Annotated in this window: 21 protein-coding genes and 1 pseudogene; 8 read left to right on the top strand and 14 right to left on the bottom strand. The window is 36.5% G+C overall.

The features are described 5' to 3' along the window. Nucleotides 1–5: 5 nt before the first annotated feature. The 11 genes from BPOF4_RS20940 to BPOF4_RS20890 form a co-directional block, all read right to left on the bottom strand. Nucleotides 6–1088: a lysozyme family protein gene (locus tag BPOF4_RS20940; protein WP_012961283.1), complete on the bottom strand. Its 1083-nt coding sequence runs from the start codon at nt 1086–1088 to the stop codon at nt 6–8. A gap of 13 nt (nt 1089–1101) precedes the next feature. Then, nucleotides 1102–3195 carry a CD3337/EF1877 family mobilome membrane protein gene (locus BPOF4_RS20935; protein ID WP_012961282.1) on the bottom strand — a complete coding sequence of 698 codons (2094 nt, stop codon included), beginning with the start codon at nt 3193–3195 and terminating at the stop codon, nt 1102–1104. 12 nt (nt 3196–3207) lie between these two features. Continuing rightward, complete coding sequence (locus BPOF4_RS20930) at nt 3208–3570, bottom strand: hypothetical protein (RefSeq protein WP_012961281.1); 363 nt, start codon at nt 3568–3570, stop codon at nt 3208–3210. A gap of 16 nt (nt 3571–3586) precedes the next feature. After that, a complete protein-coding gene (locus tag BPOF4_RS20925; RefSeq protein ID WP_012961280.1) occupies nt 3587–6043 on the bottom strand; it encodes an ATP-binding protein in 2457 nt (818 codons plus the stop codon). Nucleotides 6044–6046: 3 nt separating this feature from the next. Next, nucleotides 6047–6457, bottom strand: a complete 411-nt coding sequence (locus BPOF4_RS20920; protein ID WP_012961279.1) for a conjugal transfer protein — start codon at nt 6455–6457, stop codon at nt 6047–6049. A 35-nt stretch (nt 6458–6492) separates the two neighbouring features. Beyond that, nucleotides 6493–6714 (bottom strand): hypothetical protein, encoded by a 222-nt coding sequence (locus BPOF4_RS20915; RefSeq protein WP_012961278.1) that lies wholly within the window; start codon nt 6712–6714, stop codon nt 6493–6495. Between the two features lie 16 nt (nt 6715–6730). Continuing rightward, nucleotides 6731–7786, bottom strand: coding sequence for a conjugal transfer protein (locus BPOF4_RS20910; protein WP_012961277.1), 1056 nt, complete (start codon nt 7784–7786; stop codon nt 6731–6733). After that, nucleotides 7783–9711: a type IV secretory system conjugative DNA transfer family protein gene (locus BPOF4_RS20905; RefSeq protein WP_012961276.1), complete on the bottom strand. Its 1929-nt coding sequence runs from the start codon at nt 9709–9711 to the stop codon at nt 7783–7785. Before BPOF4_RS20905 ends, BPOF4_RS20910 begins: the two co-directional genes overlap by 4 nt. Continuing rightward, nucleotides 9695–10375, bottom strand: coding sequence for a hypothetical protein (locus BPOF4_RS20900; protein ID WP_012961275.1), 681 nt, complete (start codon nt 10373–10375; stop codon nt 9695–9697). The genes BPOF4_RS20905 and BPOF4_RS20900 overlap by 17 nt, the downstream gene beginning before the upstream one ends. Nucleotides 10376–12102: 1727 nt before the next feature. Continuing rightward, nucleotides 12103–12756, bottom strand: a complete 654-nt coding sequence (locus tag BPOF4_RS21445; protein ID WP_012961274.1) for a hypothetical protein — start codon at nt 12754–12756, stop codon at nt 12103–12105. A gap of 70 nt (nt 12757–12826) precedes the next feature. Next, nucleotides 12827–14026, bottom strand: a complete 1200-nt coding sequence (locus BPOF4_RS20890) for a ParM/StbA family protein (RefSeq protein WP_012961273.1) — start codon at nt 14024–14026, stop codon at nt 12827–12829. Between the two features lie 469 nt (nt 14027–14495). Between BPOF4_RS20890 and BPOF4_RS20885 the strand changes: the two genes are divergently transcribed. The 8 genes and pseudogenes from BPOF4_RS20885 to BPOF4_RS23050 all read left to right on the top strand — a co-directional run. After that, entirely contained in the window at nt 14496–15386 is an 891-nt protein-coding gene (locus BPOF4_RS20885; RefSeq protein ID WP_012961272.1) for a hypothetical protein, read from the top strand. A 248-nt stretch (nt 15387–15634) separates the two neighbouring features. Beyond that, entirely contained in the window at nt 15635–16102 is a 468-nt protein-coding gene (locus BPOF4_RS20880) for a hypothetical protein (protein ID WP_012961271.1), read from the top strand. Between the two features lie 356 nt (nt 16103–16458). Next, the gene (locus tag BPOF4_RS23000) at nt 16459–16548 is read left to right on the top strand and encodes a putative holin-like toxin (RefSeq protein ID WP_412675632.1); all 90 of its coding nucleotides are present in this window, start codon (nt 16459–16461) and stop codon (nt 16546–16548) included. A 220-nt stretch (nt 16549–16768) separates the two neighbouring features. Next, nucleotides 16769–17572: a hypothetical protein gene (locus BPOF4_RS20875; protein WP_012961270.1), complete on the top strand. Its 804-nt coding sequence runs from the start codon at nt 16769–16771 to the stop codon at nt 17570–17572. 200 nt (nt 17573–17772) lie between these two features. Further along, nucleotides 17773–18084 (top strand): hypothetical protein, encoded by a 312-nt coding sequence (locus BPOF4_RS20870; protein ID WP_012961269.1) that lies wholly within the window; start codon nt 17773–17775, stop codon nt 18082–18084. 153 nt (nt 18085–18237) lie between these two features. Next, nucleotides 18238–18627, top strand: coding sequence for a GyrI-like domain-containing protein (locus BPOF4_RS20865; protein ID WP_327870548.1), 390 nt, complete (start codon nt 18238–18240; stop codon nt 18625–18627). Between the two features lie 861 nt (nt 18628–19488). Beyond that, nucleotides 19489–19659 carry a hypothetical protein gene (locus BPOF4_RS22375; protein WP_012961266.1) on the top strand — a complete coding sequence of 57 codons (171 nt, stop codon included), beginning with the start codon at nt 19489–19491 and terminating at the stop codon, nt 19657–19659. A gap of 212 nt (nt 19660–19871) precedes the next feature. Beyond that, nucleotides 19872–20032 (top strand): annotated as a pseudogene (locus BPOF4_RS23050) (C39 family peptidase); the annotation flags it as partial. Between the two features lie 88 nt (nt 20033–20120). Here the strand turns inward: BPOF4_RS23050 and BPOF4_RS20860 are convergent. The 3 genes from BPOF4_RS20860 to cadC all read right to left on the bottom strand — a co-directional run bounded on the left by BPOF4_RS20860 (nt 20121) and on the right by cadC (nt 23438). Then, nucleotides 20121–20789, bottom strand: a complete 669-nt coding sequence (locus tag BPOF4_RS20860; protein WP_003322298.1) for a CadD family cadmium resistance transporter — start codon at nt 20787–20789, stop codon at nt 20121–20123. A gap of 116 nt (nt 20790–20905) precedes the next feature. Further along, nucleotides 20906–23077, bottom strand: a complete 2172-nt coding sequence (locus BPOF4_RS20855) for a heavy metal translocating P-type ATPase (RefSeq protein ID WP_012961265.1) — start codon at nt 23075–23077, stop codon at nt 20906–20908. After that, a complete protein-coding gene (cadC, locus tag BPOF4_RS20850; protein WP_003322301.1) occupies nt 23070–23438 on the bottom strand; it encodes a Cd(II)-sensing metalloregulatory transcriptional repressor CadC in 369 nt (122 codons plus the stop codon). The genes BPOF4_RS20855 and cadC overlap by 8 nt, the downstream gene beginning before the upstream one ends. Between the last annotated feature and the right edge of the window lie 82 nt (nt 23439–23520).

Raw genomic sequence — 23520 nt, 5'->3', positions numbered from 1 at the left:
ACCTCCTACAGTCCTAAGAATGATTTAGGGTCTTGGTGTCCTCCGTTTTGTGTACTCCGAAATTCTAAATGTAAGTGGGGTCCTGTGCTTGCACCAGTGGAACCGCAAACACCAATTTGTTTCCCTGCTCTCACTTGATCCCCTGTTTTTACAGTATTTGAGCTATTATGGGCATAAGCAGTGTAAAGATCAGGAGCGTGTTTTAAGATGACAATATTCCCATAACCGCCTTGTGATCCCGAAAAGACAACATGTCCATCTGTGACAGCATTGATAGGAGTCACATAGTTAATGCAGCCAAAGTCAATGCCATTGTGCATTCGCTGTTCTCCCGTGATCGGATGCGTTCTGTATCCAAAATCAGACGTCATACGCATACCATTCACTGGGGTCACAAACGAACCTCCACCTGCGACAATTGTTCCTTGTTCATAATTATAGTAAGAGAAAACAGCATCTACGTACGATATATCGCCATAGCACGCTCCAGTAGCTGCCGATTCAGGACGGATACATGAATAGTTACCAGTGTGTCTGACTCTCTCATATTGCTTAATAGAGAAGTCTATAGCGTTCTCTTTACTGTATCCCCCTCGCTCTAACGCGTAAGGAATAAAACCGAGCCCAAAATTATAACTCTGCACGGCTAATCGAACATCTCCTTCTGCCTTTTCTAATGTCTGAGCAAAGTACTTAACTCCTTGTTCAATAGAGGCTTCAGGAGATTGAATACAACCGATGGAGCCACATAAACTCTCTGACGACTGCATGGGGTCATTCCCTCTTCCTCCACTTTCCTGCATCATCATGGCGAGAATAACGCCACTGTACTCTGGAATGCCATATTCAGCTGCCAAACTCTCTACTAACCCTTGATACTGCAATACCTCTGCACTGACTCCAATTACCGTTCCCCCACCGATGGTGTCAGGCTGTTGTTTAGAATTAAACAACGAATCGGCACTAAATAGGATGACAAACAGTAAGCCAAAGATCGCACCACTAACCACTAATGCAGGTAAACCATATTTAAGGAATAAGGCTAAAGCGGTTACTTTAGCCTTTAATTCCACTGCCTGTCTCAGCACATCACTTCACCCCTTAATCAACCTCTCGATTTAAGCGTGAAACTTTCCCTAGTCGTCCTTCCTGTTCTCTTTTAGACAATTTTTGAGTAGGTGCTCTTAGTTGTGGTTCTTCTTTTGGTTGCTGAACCTCACGCTTCGGTTGAGTTTTTGTTCTTGCACTTGAATTATTAGTTTGCTTATAGGTTTGGTTGGATTTTTGAGTTAGTTTTCCTTGTTTCTCCATTTGAGTTGATACATTATTCTCTTTCTTAGGAGTTTTTCTTGCTGGACTTTGAGAAGTTGTTTGTTGCTTCGGTTTATGTTGATTTACTTCTTTACTCGGCTTAGGAATTTTCCGCTTAGAACTTAGTTGAGAACCATTTTGGATCACTTGATTTGACGTTTGCCCAACTCGTTGATTTTCTGTAACCTGTCTTGGATTCGGTACTGAAGTACCACCTTTAGAATCTGAAGATTCTTCTCCGTTAAGGCGATTCACAACAGATTGCCTTGCTTGGCTAAAACGACTGCCACCCTCAGATGTTGCAGCCACTTCACGCATAGCTGCTCTCTCTCCTGTGTTGCCCTCATATACGTTTTGCTCGTTTGATTCCCCGCGTTGATGCTCAGCAAATCGAGCGGATGCTTGTTTCATATTTTCACCTGTAGCTTGTAACCTTCGTTTACTTAAAGAGGCGACATTCTTTGATTTCTCCCCTAAATTGGTTCCAGCTTTCTTGATCGAGTGCGTGGAAGCTTTAACGCCACCTTTCACTTTGTCTTTCATCCTACTTCCTTTATTCATTCCTGGCATCTTTCTCCGCAAGCTTTGGAATCCTCCACCACCTGCATGACTTTTTCTTACTCGTGGTAAAGCTCCACCACCCATATCATCTACACTTAGACTTGCTCCTTCAATCATGTTCATGACAGCTTGACGTTTCGTGTATAAGAAGATCGTTGCCACACTCATGATAATCTGCATGAAGATGCGATAGTAAAGATCGTCCGTTGTGTTGGTCATGTCATACCCTAATGAAATAAAGCTAACTGCCACTAAGATGAAAAACATCACCACTGCTTTGAATACGATCAATAAACCAAGTGTTCGAGCATACTTCCCAATAACGGTTTCAAAGGATGGGAAGATGGATAGAAAGATGGCAAACGGGGCAAGTAACAGCATCACCACAAAACCAAACTGCAACATGATTCGTAGCAAAGCAATAAAGAAATAAACAACCCCTTGCACTACTGTAGATAAAAACATAACGAGGATATAACCAGTTTGCTTAAATCCATTCCCCGCAAAAATGTTGTAGTTGTTATATGTTTTGTATTCTTCCTCTGCTATTTGCTGTCGTTCCTTTACCCCTTCTTCAGTTCTCGGATCAGCTTCTAAGTAAGCGGTGATCCGCTCAGAGTCTTCTGCAAGAATAGCTGATTCCTCTGTGGTTCCATATTGAAGAAGCAGATAAGGCTTATAAACCAAGGCGTCAAATACTTTATTCTCTAACGCTACTGCGGTACTGTTCATGTCGGTTGGATCAAAATCATTGTCGCCAGTTAAAGAAGGATTGACATTCATCACCATGTTCTCTAGTTCAACCGATAAGCCATGAGTAAAACTGATGTAATCAAATCCCTCTGACGCAATGGAAGATAATAAAGCTAGACTAATGACTACTAAGCTTACTAACTTAATAAACGCTTGCCAGTTTTGTTGAATGTACGCTTTTACAATGATCCCAATGGAAAAGATCGCTAAAGCGAAAGCACCAAATGTCGTAAGGAGTCCATTCGCAATGGTGGAAGCAATACTATTCACTGCATGAATAGTGACTTCTACAATATCTAAGCTAAACATCTGATAGACAATCATCATAACCACATTTGCGGTAATCAAATTGACCATCCACATAAACTCTTTGATCGAAGAAGCAATCGAGTTGGTGGTATTTTCGCCAAGCTCATACCAACTAGAATCGGAATAGCTCATTAATTCATAAGCGGATTCATCATATTGTTGAGATTCCCTGTCCTCTCCTATGTCTTGTGCAAAAGCAGAAGAAGGAGAAATAAACATCAAAGCAATCATCAATACTAGAAAGCCTGCACTTTTTTTCATAGAATCCCTCTTTTATTCTTTGAAATTATGGCAACCAATTTCTTCAAATTCCTCATAAGAATTTGCTCCAAATTCCACAATATAATCACTCTCATTAAAATGGTTGTGGTCTTGTACTTCAGTATCTTTAGTTTGCCAGAAGACTACATAATCACCTTGGTGACCATACTCTTGTTTACCTCTTGGAACAGCAGCACATACCTTAACAAGTTCTATATCTTGTTCAATGTAATCCCCTTCTTTGACATCTGCGTAAGTCATAGCTCTTTCAACTACACCTTCTTGAAGCCTTTCTTCATCTAGTCCAAGCGGATTTCCGCCACAACCTGTTAAAACCACACCAGCCAATAATAGAGTCGTTAGTAATCGTTTCATTTTGTTTCCTCCTGTTTTATCGAGCCTCTTCTAGTTGTACCGCTTCGGACTCTTTATCGGTTGTCTTAAAGGCTTCGAACCATTCTTCAAACAGCACATCATGGGCAATCGCTTGAGTACGTCCTAGATAGTCTTGGAATAAGCACATCCCCGACTTTAAATGATTCACCACATTGATATTTTGTTGGTTTTCTTCTAAATCAAAGAATCGTAAGATGGGAAGGATCGCATCATCTGATTTGGGTCTAAATGCGAATTTCACACCGATTTGTTCCTTAATTTCTTCGGTATTTACATCATTGTAAGCTTGGGTCACAAGGACAATATCGGTTCTTAATGATCGCCCAGTACGCAACATTTCATTGATTAAGGATTCACCATGTTTCGATTTTGTCAGCGTCCATGCTTCATCAAAAATAATCATGGCTTCTTCTTCTGGTGTACGACTAAAAGTGTTAACATACTTCGAGATCGACATCATCAAACAAAGCCCAATTCGTTGTTCATCAGTCATATCTTCCGTTTCAGGTAAGCTTAAACCTTGCATTCCTAGGACATTCACTTGCTGTGTAAAGTTCAACCCTGTACTCGTCTTATCACCAAAGAGCATTCGCCCTAAGCCATATCGATAACGACTGATATCCTTGGCCAACGTAGGACTACTTTCTGTTAATCGCTTTAAGGCTCCTGACATCGTCGGCTTTTTTTCTTCGTTCACTTCTTCAATCACTGCGTCAAAGATGGAGACACTTTCATCACGACCGCTAATGCTTCCAGCTAAGGTATTAAAGATCATCACAGCGGTTTGAATCGCTTTATCTCCTTCTAAGAACACCAAAGGGTCTAGTGCTCCATGGAACTCCTTTTCCTCGGATAAATGAATGAAGTTAATACGTTCATACAGTTCTCTAAATTCGTCGATATGACCGTTCTTTTTTAGAGACTGCTTATAATAACGCTGAAACTCGTTTTTCGGATCAATATACAATACCTTAGAGCCAAAAAAGGTGGACCAGGTAAAGAAATTCTTAACTAACATGGACTTACCGCTTCCCGGTGGTCCCGTGATTAAAATATTTCCGTTTGTATGAGCTGCACCTTTTATCGCTTTCTTCGTCAACAATGGGTTGAAAATTACAATGTTGTTATTGATCTCTCTTGACTGTTGTACATTCGATAATCGACGATTCGTTATGACTTTTCCTAAGTACATGCCATAGCGATTCCCAATCCGATTCGTTAAGTCCATGCCCGACTGAGCTAAATACGTTTCATCTACCACTTGTTCAAAATAACGATACGTCACATCAGATGCTGGCATGGATTGAGTAAATAAGGTGAGTTGATCGACCGCAGGTCGGACCAGTTTAAACCCTGTATTTTTAAAGATGTTTTGAAGGGATTCAACTTTTGATTCCATCCCTTCTTTTGAACGATCCGATACAACCAACGTAAACGTCATAAATAAGATTTTACGGCTATTGTCTTTTACATCATCTAGTAACTGATCTAAACGCTCTGAAGCTAATTCAACCACCACATCTTCATCAGCTGTACGAGTAGCGGCTATTTCTTCATCAAAGTTCTTGAATCGTCTTTTAAGCTTTCTTACTTCTCGAATGTTTTGGTCATTTTGCTTAAAGTCATAGCGAATTTGCATTTCCAGTGGGAAATCTAGTTGTTCATAAATGCTTTGAATGAAGCGAAACCCTTCTAAACTAACAGGCATTTCTTTAAATGGTAAGAAGCAAAGATATTCCGTATACTTGCCATGATCAACGGTCATATAACTATGAGTGTTACGGATAATCCCTTCGGTCAAATTGTACTCTCCGTCAGGGATCTCAAACCCATCACTTGTTCGGTGAAACATATAATAAATCAAGCGATCTAACTCTTCTCCTTCTACTCGCTCGATCTCTTTTGCATAAGACACCCGATCGACAAACGATTGCTCTTGTTTCTCATAGAGTTCAACATCATCTTCCACATGGACATCAGCGTTCATCACCTTTGACACATCTTCTCTCAAGCGTTTCATGAACTTCTTGAATAAATCATTCACGTCTGTCGCAACCACTTGATCGGACTTATTAATTTGGACTGAAACATACACATCATACTCATGTAAAAAGACTTCATCCCTTAGAATCTCTGAGGCTCTGGTAAAGTATCGTTCACCAATATCAGCAAATTCCCCTGATACAATGTCTTTCTTGACGACTTCCGTAAACTTTTCAAAATCAAAGCGCCTTGGAATAATGGATAGATGGTACTGGTACTCATCATTCGATAAAAAATCAATCATGTTGCGAATGTATTGCGTATACTCACTGTCACTATTTAAGCGTAGGGATTCACTTTTCATTCGGTAGAATGCCCATACCTGTTTGCTTTTGTTAAACGCCATATTCTTATGGCGAAAAGCAATGGGAAACTCTAATTGATCCACTCGCTTCTTTGCAGCTGCCATGAATTACCCCTCCTTCTTGACTCGTTCCAATGGTTCGAATGTTAAATCGACCTCGTATTGATCCAGTGGCACTTCATCAAAATGTTCGTAGGCTTTGTTTTTCATCTTATAAAACCTCAACCGATCTTTCATAAATGGAATGACTGGCTTATGATCATATTTCATACTGAAGACGACAAAGGTAATAACAGCTGGAACACAAACCAAGATAATTAACCAGTTCCCTAAAAGAAATTGAATGGCGCCTGCATGAGAAGAAGCTCCAAAGATAAAAAACATCAACACCATCATGAAAATCACAACACCTGCAACGATCATCTTCCTAACTTCCAAACCGTTGGCAAATTCAATCTGACCGATTCGATAAATTTTAATGGGATACTTATATTCTTTAGTGAAATTTTCACCTTTCATTTCAACACCCCCAATTTGTGGGAAAACCCCACCAATCAACTAAAAATTGTGTTGCCCATCGCTCTTGCCAATTGCTCTAGCTGCGGGCCGAAGAAGACTACAATTAAGCAAAACAGCCCTAACACTAATCCTGAGAAAAATTGTCCCCAATCTTCTCTTGTATAGGAAATTAAAGCGCGGATCACCATGATCAACAGGACAATAAATCCAATTTGAGAGATTAAATTCTGAGTGACATCTTGAAAATTAAAATTCATTTGTAACACTCCTTTTTTATTGAATCGATTGAACAAAAAATCGTCCGTTTTCTTCACTAATCGACATGTGGAAGCTATGAATAGCTGCTATAGAGGTCTCTTGGTCTCTATAGGTCACGTTTACTCGAACCACAAACTCTCCATTATCACTGTCTTTTACAGACTCCATGATTTGGTGTTCTTGATAGACTTTATGAGATAGTCCTCGATCCACATTTGCCATAAACGCTAAGGTTTCGTCAGAAATGCCATAAGAGGTGAAAAATTCAGTCAAAAAATCACCTAATACTTCACGCTCTTGAGAAGTCGTATCCGCACCTTCTAATGCGGATGGTTCATACTGAATCGTGGACTTCATGTGACTGTTGGCCAGACTCGGATAACCCGTAATGGCAAACCCTTCACCATCTGTTGTGAGAGGAATCACCATTTCAATATCATGGCTCGTCACACGTTCTTCCTCTTCCATGACGGTTTCTGTGACCTCTTTTTTGTCCTCGCCTTCTCCTTCTTCTTTCGTGACCTCTTTTTCCACTTCTTCGGTTTCCTTGATATCATACGCAACTAAATAATGTACATTGGCTTCGTTTTGCCCTGCTCGTTTAATGTCTAGTAGTCTGATAGATGTAACGTTTCGTGAACCTGCAAACTCTGATGTATCTTCTAAACTAGAAACATCAAAGCCACTAACAAAATAACGTTCCAGCTCATCTAATCGCTGCTCTCTTTCTTCTTCATCAGCAGAAATGTTTATATACTCACTGACAAAATCTCTTGTATAGACATTTAGCAGGGGCGATTCCAATATGTCTTCTGTTTGAACGTTGCTTACCTGTTGTTCCATCTCTTCATAGGATGCTTGAACCGTATTTCGAATCGATTGCAATTTACTAAAATGGATCACATTAAACAGTAACGAGACCATCATGACCCCAAACACGGCATAACTAGCGACTTTTCTTGTTTTCGTTTTAGAAAAGGCCACTTTTCGCTGTGATGGAGGGGTACTTGTTTTTGATACACCCTTATAACTTGTCTTCTTTTCTTTCATCGCTTTCAGTAACTTCTTCACTTCTTATCACCGTCCTTATCTAGTCCCACCAACGGATGACGAACATACACAATTTCCGGTTCTACTTTTCCCTCTTTTGCGGCTTTTCGTGTGATTAAGAACTGGCCTGAACGTAAATCACGGATTTCATCGGGACTGATCTTGTATTTGTTGACTTTACGGACCGTACCCGCATCCCTCATCATTTCCGTTCGGTTAATTGGTCCCTTTCCTTCCGTTGTAATCGTCATATCATTATCTTTAAATGTGCCCAATACGTTGGCCCATGTCTCAATTTCATCCGGAAGGTTGGTATGACCAATCGCAAAGGTATTGGTGTTTCCGATTACCCGCCTTGCTAAAGTTGGACTCACATCATCTAAATCAGCCACAAGTTGTGTCGCAATACAACAATGGAACCCTGCCGACCTTGATTTGTTAACGGTATCCACGATCTTATCGTTCGCATATACACTAAATTCATCATAGATGGCGAGCAAGGGTTGATCTTTTTGTTTTGTACGGTTTCGGTAGGATACCAAGTAATTCAAATCAAGGATCAGAAAACGAGCAATCTTCTTGATATAAGAGTCGTAAATCGTCCCATCAAAGGATACAAAGAGCGCATCTTTGTGATCACTTAAAGACAGGAGATCCAATCCATCTTCTTTTTCCTCAAATAAATGACCTAGTTCACTATCCAGCAGTAAATGGATTTGTGTTCGGACAGACGCTGCATTTTCAAACAAATACATTTCTCCTTCAACGGAGGTCTTATATCGTCCAAAAATCTTTTCATAATGTTTCTTGGAACGTTCACTAAGCTCTGTTACCACCTTTTTGGCTTGCTCTTTCCCTTTAGGTGATTCTTCTGTAAAATCATCACCGTCTAAATCCTCTAAAAAACTACCAAATTCATGTGGCTCATCAGACCCTGCTTTACTTTTTGTTTCTACTTCCACCTCAATAACATCATTGGTTAAAATTTGTTGGATATTTTTTGGTTCAAGGTAATAGGCAAAGGTTTGGAGGTCTCGTTTAAATTCATATTCGTCAATAAATTGGATAATTGCTTGAACTAAGGAGGTAGAAATTTCACTATAATATTTACTTTCGGTTTCGACTAATTCTCTTAACTTATCGGTAATTACAGTGGCATTTCCGTATTTAAGGGGGTTATACGTGAGGGATTCTTGATCGCTAAATACGTTAAGTGGTTTCCCATACGCATCACAAACAGTTTTTACTTCTTCGATGGTTTCTAATGATCCTTTTCCATCAATAAAAATCATCGGGTAATTCTTTGCTAACGCATATTCAACATAATTTAGTAGATAGATGGTTTTACCTCCACCTGTTGTCGCAACAACAAAGTGGTGTTGATTAATCTCGGAAAACGTTAAATGATAAGGTTTTCCTCTCTCTGTAATACCTAATAACACTTCATCAAACTTCCCATCTTTTCTCCATTTTTCTTGAGCTTTCGCATTAAGCTTATGTCGATTCTTTCTTACCTTATGATAGACAATCGATTCCTTAAACCGATCCCGATCATCTTCTTTAGAACCTAGCTTCTTCTTACGGTAGATATCACTATAGATGTACAGCCCATAGGAGACAGCAAGCCCTCCACTGATATACATGATATAAGATGCTCTTGACAACTCTAATGGAGAACCAGATAATTCTGCTAACCATGACATGTCCAACGGCAGCAGACTATATAAGCCAAGATAAGCACTTGGTTGGTTCATAAATCCTAAAACAACTAAACCTATCCCAACGACAGCTAAACCCAAATGGATGTTTGGCTGCTTTATCGCTCTAGCTAAGAGATACAAAGGGATAGAAAAAACCAACAAGGGAAAAATGAAAAGCACTGATACTAAAAGAGTGATACCAATCCCTAACTCTTTACCAACGTCTTTTTCATTCTTTTTTTGCAAATCGCATCAGCCTTTCAATCAACTCTAGTTGTAGGGCATCATTCCGAAACTGTTCTCCTGAGGCTACTTCGGTAACGACATTCTTAATTTGTTCTGTATCACATAAATAACGGACCTTAGCATAGCGACCCTTTAATAGTTCATTGGTATACATGTTGAATTTCTTCACATAACGCGTCCTTGATTTTTGGGTCAATTCTACTTCGTGCGCAATTCTTTGGTGATTTTCTATCACAACAAAATCGGGTATTTGATCATGAAGCTTTTTTAATTTCGTGGTATTGCGACGATCCGACTGACTAAAGTGCTGCTCGATATATAGACTCCTTAATTCTCGTTCCGTAATAAACTCAAAGGGCTTCGTTCGCTTTTCAGATAATCGTTTCATCGCTAGCAAACATTCATTCATGATCAACTGGTGGTTCAATTTACTGTAACTAATTTTGGTAAAAGCAGTCAATTGACTTCCTATATACTCAATGCCTGAAGGACGTATATAAAGTACAAGCGTACGACCAATTTTTTCTTCTGCAATGAAGCCTAACTTTAACAACTTAGGCCTTGAATTATAAATCGTGACGTGACTAAGGTGACCTTCCAAATACTCACTCAACTGCGATGAACTCACGATTCCAAAACGATCAATAGCTTTTAGAATCTTCACCTGTTTATCTCCTAATAATCTATTAATTATAAACTCCTCCTATAATCATCTCCTCATTATTTAGTAGACACCCTACTTCACCCGTATATTCTTTCTCTTATTTTAGTACTCTTTTAGTTGCTATTCTTTTCTCACTAAAGATCATCACCTTTCTCTTAACATCTTTAGGTTCTATTCCATTTTTACTCCCTCCTCCCCTCCTACCTTTAAATTCTCTTTAATCTATCTTCCTTCCGGTTACCATATCATACCAACAATTCCTTCCTCAACCATACATATTTCCTATCTTCTACCAGCCCTACAGCCCGCTGTTATCCTGACCTCCTACAAACCACTGTATAACATGTTGTTTGTGGGAGGTCAGGATATTTACATAGCGATAGCGGAGTAAAAAGCGGGCTGTAGGGCCTGTCAACAAAGGAAAAACAAATGATTTTTCTTTAAATATAAAAACACTGAAATTAAACTGAATTTAAATATAATTTAAACTATTCTAATCCTATTCAGTCATACTACCAGACTACTGAATAATACCTAGACCTTTCTATAAGGAGAGAAGACTTACTCAAGAAACAAATTAATTAGAAGAGTGAGGAGACAGCAAAAAAAGAAAAAAGAACAATCGTTCCCACACACAATCCACCTATTAGCTCCTATAGCTAGTCGTATGGATGAACTATTTTGAAGGTGAGAACTAAAACCAACCCATATTTAAACTCCGAATATAGATTGGTGTCCGAAATTAATTCTTCATTTATATATATAAATATAGATTAATATATACATATGTATTTAAATACAGATAATATATTTAAAATAAAAGTATATATACATTAATTTATACAATAGTAATGATATTTTTAGGGGGCTATCAAGAAAAAATTGAAGTTCGATCAATAAGAATAAGACATAAAACTTCAATTACATAGAAAGGCTACAATGATAAACCACAAAGCTTTAAAATAATTTTTCTCCTAAGATCATGTTGATTGGATCTTTTCTTAATAGCTAATAGATTTTAAGAGCAAATAAGAAAAATAAATGAACCAGGAACAAATAGCATCCACTGCAGTACTGGTTTTAGCTTCTGAAGTGCACGGGAGAGAATAGAGGTACAAACTGCCAACACAGAAATGATCACTCATAATACGAGGCTACATGCAAAGAATACATAGTGGTTGGTGTATCTGCACAACGAAATTGGATGTTAATGTCTGACGCAAGAATTTATCATGCTAACTACAATCTCACACCCACGATGTGATACCAGAAAATGCTGACAGGACTGGCTCATATAATTTCCAGCAGTTGAAATGTTATAAAAAAAAGGAAAACTAAAGAAACTTCACTTTCTTTCACAGACTAAGTGGGACAACCCTTGGGGCGTGACTCTCATAGATGTACTGAACAAACGATGATTATTAAAGATAAAAGAATATTGCTCCTCTCTTTCCATTAGTATAATTACAACTGTTAATGCTTATAAAGTTTGATAATTAAGAAGCTGCTAGTAGTTTAGATCTCGTAAGAATGGCTTGATATTCGATTTCGCTTAAAAGAGTGGATATCAGGGAGTAAAATAAAAAAGCCGTATCATAGACTACATAGAGATCTACGATACAACTCTCTTATTAAAGTAGAAGAACTAGATACATCTCTTTTCCACAAATAAACTTTCGGCAGATGCGAGGGAGGTAGTTTGGGGATTCTGTGATTAAATGTCTACATTAACTCCATTGATTAATATCAATACGACCTCTGTTTACCTTTTTCTTTCCCGATTCTTCTTTTTTATCTGGATTACGCACTTCCGCATTTTCCTCTTGAATGGCTGCACCTTTAACATCTTCTATCATTATTTTGTCCTCGCTACTAGGCTGTCTACTATTTTTTTCAGACAATTCATAAGGGGTATCTTGATGTGTTTGTTCAATCACTTTATTTTTATCAACCTTTGATAATTGTTTGGACACAGTCATTCTTCTACCAATTATAGGGTGAGACGATGGAGGAGATTCACGGTTTGTCCCAATAGATTCTATTGTATGTTTAGTCCCAGTCTGCTTATTTTCTGTGTCCTTATCAGGAATAGCAAGGGGGGTCTCTTCCACAACTGGCGTGTTCATTTTGTTGTTAGCTTTAACATCCGTACGATGTAGTTGATGGTGCCCCATCACACCTACTGCGGCTTTATTCAATAACTCTTCATTCACATCTCTTAATCCATTTTCTGCAACATCTTTTTCAATGAGCTGTCGAAGAGATTCACTAATGTTCGATTGAGTATTTATCCAATCCATAATGAAGTTCGGTTCATTCTTCTTCGTCCGTAATATAACGGACTCACCGCGCTTTTTGACTTTCTTTTTCCTTGAAGACATCCACTTACTCCTTTCAAACGTATTCTTTATTAAAAGGCGGGTGCAACCATATGGTTACACCCACTAGCAGTTATTTAGATGCCAATTCTTTTTCTTTTAGCTGAGGCAATACGGCCTTTAAAAAGATATTCAATCCCTCAACATTCATTAGAGGGGCAAATTGTTCAGGAACCCATAATAGTTTGGCTGGAATGTCAGGGCGGTCACATAGTTTTTTCAATGGTTTATAAAGGTGGTCTTTCATTAAAATAGACCCTCCTCCATAGACACAAATAATATCCACTTCATTAGAAGCTTTTTTTAACTCATCCACGATATGATCATGAATCGACTTCACTTCAGAACGCATTGATTGTTTGATAAGCCTTACAGCCTTATCGTGATATGGATGACCCTCTTCTTTGACATAATCAATAAATTGTTGTCTGGAGATATTCATATCAGACACTTCTTTTTTAAATAAATCAATTGCTTTATTGATGGAATGTCCAATGCCTGTAGGTATTCCATTGACGAAATCCCTGTCATATTCATATCCGATCGTAAGGGGTGTATCGCATGTACCATCACCAATATCAACATGTTTTATACGTTTATCTTGGAAGTATTCCCCATCTACATTCACTTCATATTCTTTTTTAAATTCATCAAAAATAGAATCATTTCTATAATTGCCCTCTTGATCTTCTATTAGATTAAAAAGAACAGGCGTGCCTTCGGGAATCACTTTTACATAAGTGAACTTCATACTTACTCGCACTTTCAAGTGTCCAACATACACAATCACCGTGTGCAACCCTTCCATAAATCTCTTTGAAAAGAAACTCGCCGTTTCCCTACTCCACTGATTCACAGGTAAAGCTGTGGCCATATCAACGTTTAAGCTAATCTCCTTAGGTAACTCCTTAGATTCTTTATAAGCATTTTGAACAGCAACTCCGGATAACAACCCCAATGTATTAATGATGGGTAAATCACTTTCATACTTCTTCTCGCTATCTACACTCATTGAATGAGCGGTGTATTTACTCTTAATAGCTTTTCTTCCAATAAAATAAAGTCCCCCAAAGTCAATACTATCGGACTGGATATCTACTTCTAATTCATTTAAGAGATTAGGTATAAGCGTTTCCGGTTCGCTATTATCTTCAAACGAAGGTCTTTCTGGCATTGCATATGTATTGGGTTGTCTATAAAGCACATCATTTACTTTGATAGCTTGCTCATTATTACCATTATCATTTGCCACATTCATATTCATAACGATCATATAAATCACTCTCCCTAACATTATTTATATATTTGTATTAATTATCATCATTATACAACACAAGTCCTCATACGTCTAATTAACATTACAAAAGTATTCAATTTTAGCAATACATTTATATATACAATGAAATCATTCATAAAATTGTATATACATTAATAAGCAAGATGTTCCGCTATCGTCATTAATTTAACTTAACGCCGCCGTTACCACCTCTAATCTAACGAAGCGGTAACGCTATAGCGTTAAAAAGCGCTTTAATTTATTTTAACTGACATTAATTGAATTACTTTAAATGCATAACGCTAAATAACGACAAAGTTAGTTTGGGTTGATCGACCTAACGCTATAGCTAAATTAAATTAAATACAGCAACGGAAGTGAATACTCTTGATATAACAGAGTTTTATCGTTACCATAAATAGTAGCGGAGAATAGCGCAACCTTAAACAACGGAGGTGATAAGTAAATGGTAACAACACTGGATATTATTGAAACGGACTTTAGTGAAGACCCTTTAAAAAGGCAACTTGAACTTTATGACGTTACGGCAGAAAAACTATATCCTTCTTTTCTAAATAATCTACATCCAGAAACGACATATTCAACTACGGAATCCGCTGCATATCTGCAGAAAAATGACTCCACATTAAGAAACTACCTTAGAAATGAAAACCTTATGAAATACATTCAGCCCGTAAGAAGTGGTAGATTTTATAGATTAAACTACCGAAGTATTTATAGATTGTATTTAATCTTAATGTATTTGGAACAGGGCAAAACGATCTCTGATATCGAAGTTCTTCTTGGTTACAGGTCTGAAACTGTGGATTATGATCCAACCAATCCAACTAAGGGCGTCAATACACTAAATAATGAAATGCTCGGACAAATTTTAAAAAGTACCAATAAAAGGATACATTTGTTAGAGCAAGAGAATAAACTATCCGTACAAATGCGAGAGTATGATCAGTTAGAGAGTCAAGTGAGCAAAAAAAAGATGGATCTTGAATTAATAGACCATAAAATCTCTTTATCTCGGGTGGAAGTAAGGAACCAGCAACTTCTAACACATACGTTAAAAAAAGCTACCAAACGCCCGAAATCCGGATTTTTTCAATCGTTATTCGGAAAAGAAGAGGAAGTAGATGTGGATGAGTTAATTAGTGACAGTTTATCTCAAGTTGAAAATGTATCTTCTACTAAAATAAACGATTTAGAGAATCAAAAAGAGGATATAAAGCGGGATTTAGTAGAGTTAGAAAAAGAACTCATTGAAAAGAAGGCAAGTCTTAGTAGCGCGGAACAAACATTAATGGAAGAGAAGAGAGTTTTATTACAAGAGGGGACTGAAAAATAGGTTGTTTCCATAAAAAGAGTAATAATATAGGGACCACAAGAGACAAGCAATAGGTTTTCTTGTGGTCCTTTATATCATCTTTTTGTAAACAGTTTAGGATAACATTTATATAATGTAGTAGACTAAATGCGGTGCTGCAAATGTCTTTAGTTACAGCTGATGTATGAAAAAATGTGCTCTTTAACTAACAGGGCAGAATACTTGAATAAGACTCAGTTTAATTTGTGAAACTAAACTGAGGTGATAATATGAAAAAATTGGTTACTACATTATTGTTAGCGATATGTATAGTAAGCTATAATACGCCAGTTCAATCGGTAATAGCTATGTCTGACCAAGTAAATAAGAATCTACAAGACCAAGCCAATCAAGGGAAAGACTTAATTGAATGGGTTGCATTGTGGGACGAGCCAACGACACGTGAAGGTAAGTTGGAGCGTATGCTAACTACTGAATTACAAAGAAGGACGTTATTTGCCCTCCAAGAAAAGAATTATTTGAAACTGGGTAAACAAAACGTTTATTATATCGACCCATTTAAAATAACAGATATGAGAACTATCGATGGGGGTTTTTCTGAATTAGATGTGATAGCAAGCGTTTATCGAGTGATTGGAGATACGGCAGAAAAGAAAGCGGAGAGATTCCAAATTACATTCCGTCATAATTATGAATTTGGTTTTGTTGTTACTGACTGCCAAAGAATAACAGAATGAAGTGATAGAGAGAAACTCTCTACGTTTTATATTAATCGTTTATTAAGCTAACGGGTGCATTCCTTCAATAAGGAATGCTTTTTCTATGTCAAATAAAAGGAAAATTAATGTTAAACCAAAGAAGCAGGTTAGCTAAGGATGTAACCACATTTACCTTCTTGGAGGATTAACCAGCATATGAACTGTGAAGGGACATTTTTAACCCTCCAAATTAGAACGTACGTTCTAATTATTTTAACATTGAAATGAGTAAATTATGCAACCAAATTATGCTATAATATTCAGAGATACAGCGCAAGTGCAAAGGTGGAAAGTCGTAATATACACCTTCTTCTAAAGAGAAGGGAGGTGATAGTATGACTACTTTTGAAGTTCTCACATTAATGATAGGAACAGCAATGCTGGTGATATCAATCCTGTCTTTTAATAAGAACGAAAAAAAGTAACCACCTTTGCCCGCAAAGCAAATGAGGTGGTTACTTTTTAATCCATTAAACGCTTTCCCCTTTGAGGGAGTCGCTTGTATCTAGGAACGTAAGGTATTAGCCGTACCTTGCGTTCTTTTTTATTATTATGTTTAGTTAGTAATAATATAACACGACTTTGGAAAATATTCTACTGCTGAGATTGATAATGTTATACAGAAAACAAGAGGAGGACTTTAATATGGGTGAATTAGCATATAGTGTGTTGGGAGATTTGAATATAGTAAAAATGGAACCAATCACTATAGGAGAGTTACTGACTTTTTTATCGTCAATTATATTACTCCTCATCACTTGGAAATCTGTTTCTAATGCTAAAAAGGCGAATGAAAATGCAGCAAAGGCAAATCACATTACTGAACAATCCCAGCTTCTCCAAAGAGATCAGTTTCATTTAAGTATAAAACCAGATTTAATATTCAGTATCCCACCAATTAAATATACCGAGGAAGAAAATGATAAAGATAAAGTGTTTCAACTTATTTGGCCTGATCACTCGTACGCAATTGAAAATGTCTCTTCTAATATCTGTTATAACATCACTGTAACAACAATAGTTTATATGCCAAACGATGGGTGGGAAAAGTATTATGCTTTTCCGTCCAGAAAACATAGACCTAATACAGTAAATAGCGAAAGTTTGCATTCATTATATACTGTAAACCAGTTGGATTGTAGTATCCCTTTTGTTTTCTCAACATTAAATATTATTTCTTATGATGGTACGGTCCCCCAACCCGAAATATATACTTTTATCAGATATGAAGATAAAACCCAAAAGGTTTATGAGGAATGTTTTAATTTGAAATCAAGAGGCAAGGTTTTTGGTAGAAGGAATAAACCAGATGATATAGAAATTCATTTTGATGCCAAAAAAGTAGATTTAGAAAGAACTAAGAAAAAAGTGGATGAACAAAAAAATAAATTAAATAATGACTTTCCTGATAAACATAGATTATTCTATCCTATAAAGTTTTCATCATGAGAGTATCTTTTATAAAAAAATTTATTATCAAAAAAGAGCGGCACAGTATATGTGTCGCTCTTTTCAGTATGTTATAGTTTCTTCTCTTAAATATTCCTAAGTCAAATAAAAGGAAAATAATGTTAAACTAAAGGAGCAGAATACTTTAAGAATGATTCTGGGTTTTAATGGTAGTATTTAAGAAAAGGGAGGGAAACTTTTTGGGTGTTTGGAAGATGTATGCTATTACATTTGTTGAAATAATCATTTTCTTAGTTGTGGGATTCCTTTTGACTCAAAAAGTATTAAGTAACATATACGAAAGTGCAGGTATAGCATATTTAGGGAATGTTGGTGTAGTCTGGTTTGGTTTATCTTTTTTACTATTTTGTCTATATACATTGTTTCGGACTTATATCTTATCTAAAAGAAGTCCACTATTGAACGAACGTATAACTTCTATTACTTTTTGGATAGTTTTTATTTGGTCTGCTTATTCTGTGTTCTCTCCTTTTGTAAAAGGTGAAATTTAAGATATTAAGCTAACGGGGTACGATAGCTTAATAAAGGTTATAGCCTTTATCTTGTTGAAGGAACGGGCAGAAGAGTTGAAGAAGAAGGTAATATATTTATTATGTAGAAAGAAAAATAAATAATAATATTGTGAGGCTAATCAAGTGAACCTAATGATCATCAAAAGTGTGAGAACTAATAATTTTGAAGACAAAGCTATCATGCAAAAGATCACAGAGATGTGGAAAGAGGCATCAAGTGCTTTATTAAATCAGGATGAGGTTACATATGGTTTGTACCATGAATACGAGAGTGATTATAGAGGGGATTATACAGTAAGTGTAGCAGTAGAAAGTAGTAATAACGCAAATACTATTAAAATTCCAAGCATAAGTAAATACGAGATTTTTAAAGTTGATTCATTGGATGAAAATGGAATACTTAATACTTGGAAGCAGATATGGGAACAAGAAGAGAACGGGGATTTAAAGAGAGCTTATTCATTTGATTTTGAAAAATATAATCCTAACGGTCAAATCGAGATTCACATATCTACTAAATAGCCTACTAAAATTAATAATTAACGGGCCGATAGCTGATTAAGGGTTATCGCAGCGAGGAGAGGGTAGATGTCTTTATTAAACCCTATGATCTACGTAAAAATGAAGCAATACAATATCAAGATCAATTAGAAAATTGGTCCAATTTAGAGAGAGAAAAACGATTCAAAATTGTTGCAGCTCAATCAAAAGAATTTGGCTTTGATGTAACATTATCAAAGCCACCTTTTAGCGTTAAACTTAGAAAAGAGTGCAAGGACCGGATTATCAATCTAGATAAAAGCAGTGAAGAGTTTTTGAAAACCTTTCAAGTAAAACAACCTCAAATCGAGGACATATTGCAAGAAACATTAATTAAAAAGCAATACGTACAAACAAGCTTATTTTAGCGGGCGTCATTTAAGGTTAGTTTGTTATTATTTAATGCTATGGGCTTCAGAGATCTTAAAAGGCTATAAGGAATTTTCAATGTTATTAAACGTGCTTAATTTAAAAGTAACCACCTTAAAATTTGCTATGTGTGCAAAGGTGGTTACTTTTTTTGTGAACAATCGAGACTATGCAGATATGCATTAATTTTACAATAATACATAATATTGGTGTGAGTATAGGTGGTTAGGGAAATTATTTATTCCGAAAAGACCCTTTGGTAGGTTTGTAGAGGGGTGGATAATAATATATGTTTTAGAAGAAAGGAGGGTACTTTTTAACTCTTTATCTAACTACATAATATCACCGTTAGATTAATATCAAAAATGAGTAATTATCATACTTAAGAAATAACAACATGAAAGAGTAGATACGAATCTACTTCCTAACACTAGAAATAATAGATATACAAAAAATCATATCGGAGGTTTTATTATGAAGAAAACATTATTATCTCTAATCACTGCATCTGTACTAACTACACTATTAACAATTCCGGTTGGGGCTGCCGAAGTAGGGACACTTGATGACAAGAAACATAGTGTTGAAACGGAATACTATATTGATAAATTTGGTGATGAAGTAATAGAAGAAATTTCGACATAAAATAAGCCTATGATTCCTACGCTAAGAAATCATAGGCTTATTAGTAACTATTATAGTAGTTTTATTATCTGTATAATTCCAGACATATTTCCATTTGGTTATTCATGCAATCAATCCAAACATGCTGGTACTTACCATTTTTAGGGTTCCTTTGTGGTAACTCCTCAGTTTTTTCTATTTCACCTGTGTTGCAAATTAATCTAATAGGGCTTCATAAGCTGCACTCTGTATTAGTAACAGGATATGATATGACCAATGCTATATTTACTTTAGTGATCCACTAGCAAACACAAAGAATAAAAAGGCCAAAATAGCAGACTTTGAAGCTGCATGGGTGCAACTGGGTAGACAAGCAATTACTTATATCCAATAGTTAGTTGGTTAAGGTAGGTTCCGTTATTTGTAAATAAGAAAAACAAAAATCCCAACTGTTAACTAGAGGGACTTTTGAAGATTATTTTTTAATAATTTATTAAACTCAAAAGGGCACTGAAAGTTTCGTTCTCCACCATGATATAGATTCCTAAACCAATAAAGACAATGGGTATAATCCATCTACCGTAATTCTCTAAGGTTTCAGAGACATGTTTAAAAGCTGCCAAACGATATCCAATAAAACACCAAATCGCAACCATAATAAAGAAAGTAATAACCGTTACTGCTAGTTGGTTCATGGTTAAAGTAGAGAAGAAAGGAACATATATTCCAATGTTATCTCCGCCATTAGCAAATGTTATAAATGCTACACTTAAAAAGACACTATTATACTTTCCAGAATTTAAACTTGAAAGAATTGCATTTTCATCCTCATCTTCTCCCTTTATAAACAACATAATCCCTAAATAGATTGGGATTAGTCCAAGTAATCCTACCCATTTCTCTGGAATTAACATAACTCCAAAAGTTCCTAAGAGACTAACTACTACTAACAAGGTAAAACCTAGATATTGTCCAATAATTATATCCTTAGGGGATATATGCTTATTCTCTGTCTGGTTACCTTTTAAACCTTCACTCGTTTTCACCTGTGCTTTTGCCTGTGAAAATAGCAGCATCAAAACAAAAATATCATCAATATTGGTAACTATAAATGCCCCTATTGCAGAAATAACGTTCAAAATTAAAGTCAATTACATCAACTCACTAACTGATTTTTTATTATATTTAGAAGTTATACTAATAATGAGTCCTTTTTAAAAAAGGAATTTCCATCTGTCTGGAAGAGCCCTTTTTAGCACTTTTTCCTTTATTCTTTCACTCTCATTAGTCGCAAACCATTTAGAGCTACTAGAAGGGTTGCGCCCATATCGGAAAGAATGGCAATCCAGAGCGTTAACCAACCTGGGATAACCAATAGTAAGGCAATAAATTTAATAGCAATTGCAAAAGTAATGTTAGCTTTGATGATATTAAGAGTTTTCCGGCTAAGTTTTACAGTGAATGGAAGTTTTCTTAAATCGTCTCCCATTAGAGCGACGTCTGCAGTTTCTAAGGCTGTGTCTGTACCAGCTCCACCCATTGCAATCCCAACTGTTGAGGCCGCCAATGCAGGTGCATCATTGACCCCATCTCCTACCATTGCTACGTTGCCATACTCGGATCTCAACTGTTTAATAAAGTCTAATTTGTCCTGTGGCATTAATTCTGCCTCTATATCAGATACTCCAACCTGCCCTCCGATAGCATTCGCAGTACCTTTGTTATCACCAGTAAGCATAATTGTTTTTTTGATTCCAAGTTGATGTAACTTTTGAAGAATTTCCTTACTTGACTCACGAACTTCATCAGCAACTGCAATAACTGCAAGTATTTCTTTTTCGGTTCCAATAATCATGGCTGTCTTACCTTGATTTTGAAGAGTAGTAACATTTTGCTCTAAGTCTTTATCGAAATCATTAGTCAATAATTCCTTAAAGAGTTTCGGGCTACCGATGTAATAAGTCGTCCCGTTTACGATACCCTTTATACCCTTTCCTGTGATAGAAGAGAAATCCTCTACCTGTACGTCAGAATAAGTAATGTTTTCTTCTTCTGCTTTTTTCATGATGGCTGAAGCAAGAGGATGCTGAGAACGATACTCCAATGCAGTAATAATGGATAGTAATTCTTTTTCATTTATCTGTTTGTTCAACACATTATAATCAGTTACAGCTGGGACCCCTTTTGTTAATGTTCCTGTTTTATCGAATGCAATAGCCTTTAAGGCGCCCATTTCTTCTAAATACACTCCGCCTTTTACAAGGACCCCTTTTTTCGCAGCATTTCCAATCGCTGAAACAATAGAAATAGGAGTCGATATAACCAACGCACAAGGACAACCAACAACAAGAACAGCTAATCCTTGATAAATCCATGTTTCCCAACTGCCATCAAAGAATAATGGAGGGACTATAGCAACTAATGCTGCAATGATCATAATAATCGGTGTGTAATATTTTGCGAATTTATCAACAAATGCTTGCGAAGGAGCACGTTCCCCTTGTGCTTCCTCTACAAGATGAATAATTTTAGAAATTGTTGTATCTTCTACAAGTTTCGTTATTTCTACTTCAAGTAATCCTTCTTCATTTAAGGTACCTGCAAATACTTCATTATCAACCGTTTTCTCGACAGGGACTGATTCACCTGTAATAGCTGCTTGGTTAACGGCAGAGTACCCACTTACAACTACACCATCCATCGCAATCTTTTGACCAGGTTTTACAATCATGATATCCCCAACAGCAATATCATCAACATGAATCATTATTTCTTGTCCATTACGTTTAACAAGTGCCTCTTTAGGAGCGATATCCATTAATGAACGAATCGATTGTCTTGCTCTATCCATAGAGAATCGCTCAAGTGCTTCACTGATTGCAAAGAGAATAACAACAATGGCAACTTCTGCCCATTCTCCAATAATAGCACCACCTATAACAGCCACTGTCATAAGGGTTTTCATATCAAATTCAAAACGTAGTAAGTTTTGCAAACCAACTTTAAAAAGTGATAATCCTCCGATAAACATGGATGCTAAAAACAATAAGGTAGTAACAATGTTCTCTTCTCCATTCACATACGAGGAAAGATAACCAAAGGCAATCAATAAGGAAGCATAAAGTAGAGTACTATGCTTTTTATAAAACGGCACTTTATCTTCTTTCGTATCTTCTTTTACCTCTTGTGATGCTTGGCGAGCAGATTTTTCAGGTGTCACTTTGAGATTCTCAAATGCACCTGCTTTTTCTAGTTCTTCTATCGTTGCATTACCATAAACAGCAATTTTAGATGCACCAAAATTTACTTTTGCATCCTCAACTCCAGATAGCTGTTTTACATTTTTTTCGAATTTACCCGCGCAGTTTGCGCAAGTAAAACCTTGTACACGATAGGCCTTCATTTCTTGTTCAGATGTTATTGCCTTTTGATCAGACATTGACATTCACTTCTTTCTTATGTTCTAGTACAATCATCATTATTTGTCTAATATGTTCATCGTCTAACGAATAAAACGCTAGTTTTCCTTCTTTTCTATATCTTACAATCCCCTGCTTATGAAGGGTCCTTAAATGATGAGAAGCATTTGCCACCGTAATACCAATAATATTTGCTATATCACACACACATAACTCTTCATCTTGACACAAAGCATAGGTAATCTTTGCCCTATTTTCATCCGCAATTGCTTTTAACATTTGGGCAACACTAACAATATCGATTGTTTTTAAATCACCTTGTATTCGATTGACCTTTTCCTCGTCATAACAAAAAATTTCACAAGTATCTTTCTTATTCACATTATCACCCCATTGATATTCAAGTGTTCACTTGAATATAGTATATACCTTTCCTTGGTTAATATTCAAGTGAATATTTGAA

Source organism: Alkalihalophilus pseudofirmus OF4, assembly GCF_000005825.2.
Classification (GTDB): Bacteria; Bacillota; Bacilli; order Bacillales; family Bacillaceae_D; genus Alkalihalophilus; species Alkalihalophilus pseudofirmus.
This window is presented reverse-complemented; position numbering and strand designations above follow the sequence as displayed.

Coding starts and splice junctions, on each gene's coding strand:
- BPOF4_RS20935 (WP_012961282.1), bottom strand. CDS start 3,195: ATGAAAAAAAGTGCAGGCTTTCTAGTATTGATGATTGCTTTGATGTTT.
- BPOF4_RS20930 (WP_012961281.1), bottom strand. CDS start 3,570: ATGAAACGATTACTAACGACTCTATTATTGGCTGGTGTGGTTTTAACA.
- BPOF4_RS20925 (WP_012961280.1), bottom strand. CDS start 6,043: ATGGCAGCTGCAAAGAAGCGAGTGGATCAATTAGAGTTTCCCATTGCT.
- BPOF4_RS20920 (WP_012961279.1), bottom strand. CDS start 6,457: ATGAAAGGTGAAAATTTCACTAAAGAATATAAGTATCCCATTAAAATT.
- BPOF4_RS20915 (WP_012961278.1), bottom strand. CDS start 6,714: ATGAATTTTAATTTTCAAGATGTCACTCAGAATTTAATCTCTCAAATT.
- BPOF4_RS21445 (WP_012961274.1), bottom strand. CDS start 12,756: ATGTCTTCAAGGAAAAAGAAAGTCAAAAAGCGCGGTGAGTCCGTTATA.
- BPOF4_RS20890 (WP_012961273.1), bottom strand. CDS start 14,026: ATGATCGTTATGAATATGAATGTGGCAAATGATAATGGTAATAATGAG.
- BPOF4_RS20885 (WP_012961272.1), top strand. CDS start 14,496: ATGGTAACAACACTGGATATTATTGAAACGGACTTTAGTGAAGACCCT.
- BPOF4_RS20880 (WP_012961271.1), top strand. CDS start 15,635: ATGAAAAAATTGGTTACTACATTATTGTTAGCGATATGTATAGTAAGC.
- BPOF4_RS23000 (WP_412675632.1), top strand. CDS start 16,459: ATGACTACTTTTGAAGTTCTCACATTAATGATAGGAACAGCAATGCTG.
- BPOF4_RS20875 (WP_012961270.1), top strand. CDS start 16,769: ATGGGTGAATTAGCATATAGTGTGTTGGGAGATTTGAATATAGTAAAA.
- BPOF4_RS20865 (WP_327870548.1), top strand. CDS start 18,238: ATGATCATCAAAAGTGTGAGAACTAATAATTTTGAAGACAAAGCTATC.
- BPOF4_RS22375 (WP_012961266.1), top strand. CDS start 19,489: ATGAAGAAAACATTATTATCTCTAATCACTGCATCTGTACTAACTACA.
- BPOF4_RS20855 (WP_012961265.1), bottom strand. CDS start 23,077: ATGTCTGATCAAAAGGCAATAACATCTGAACAAGAAATGAAGGCCTAT.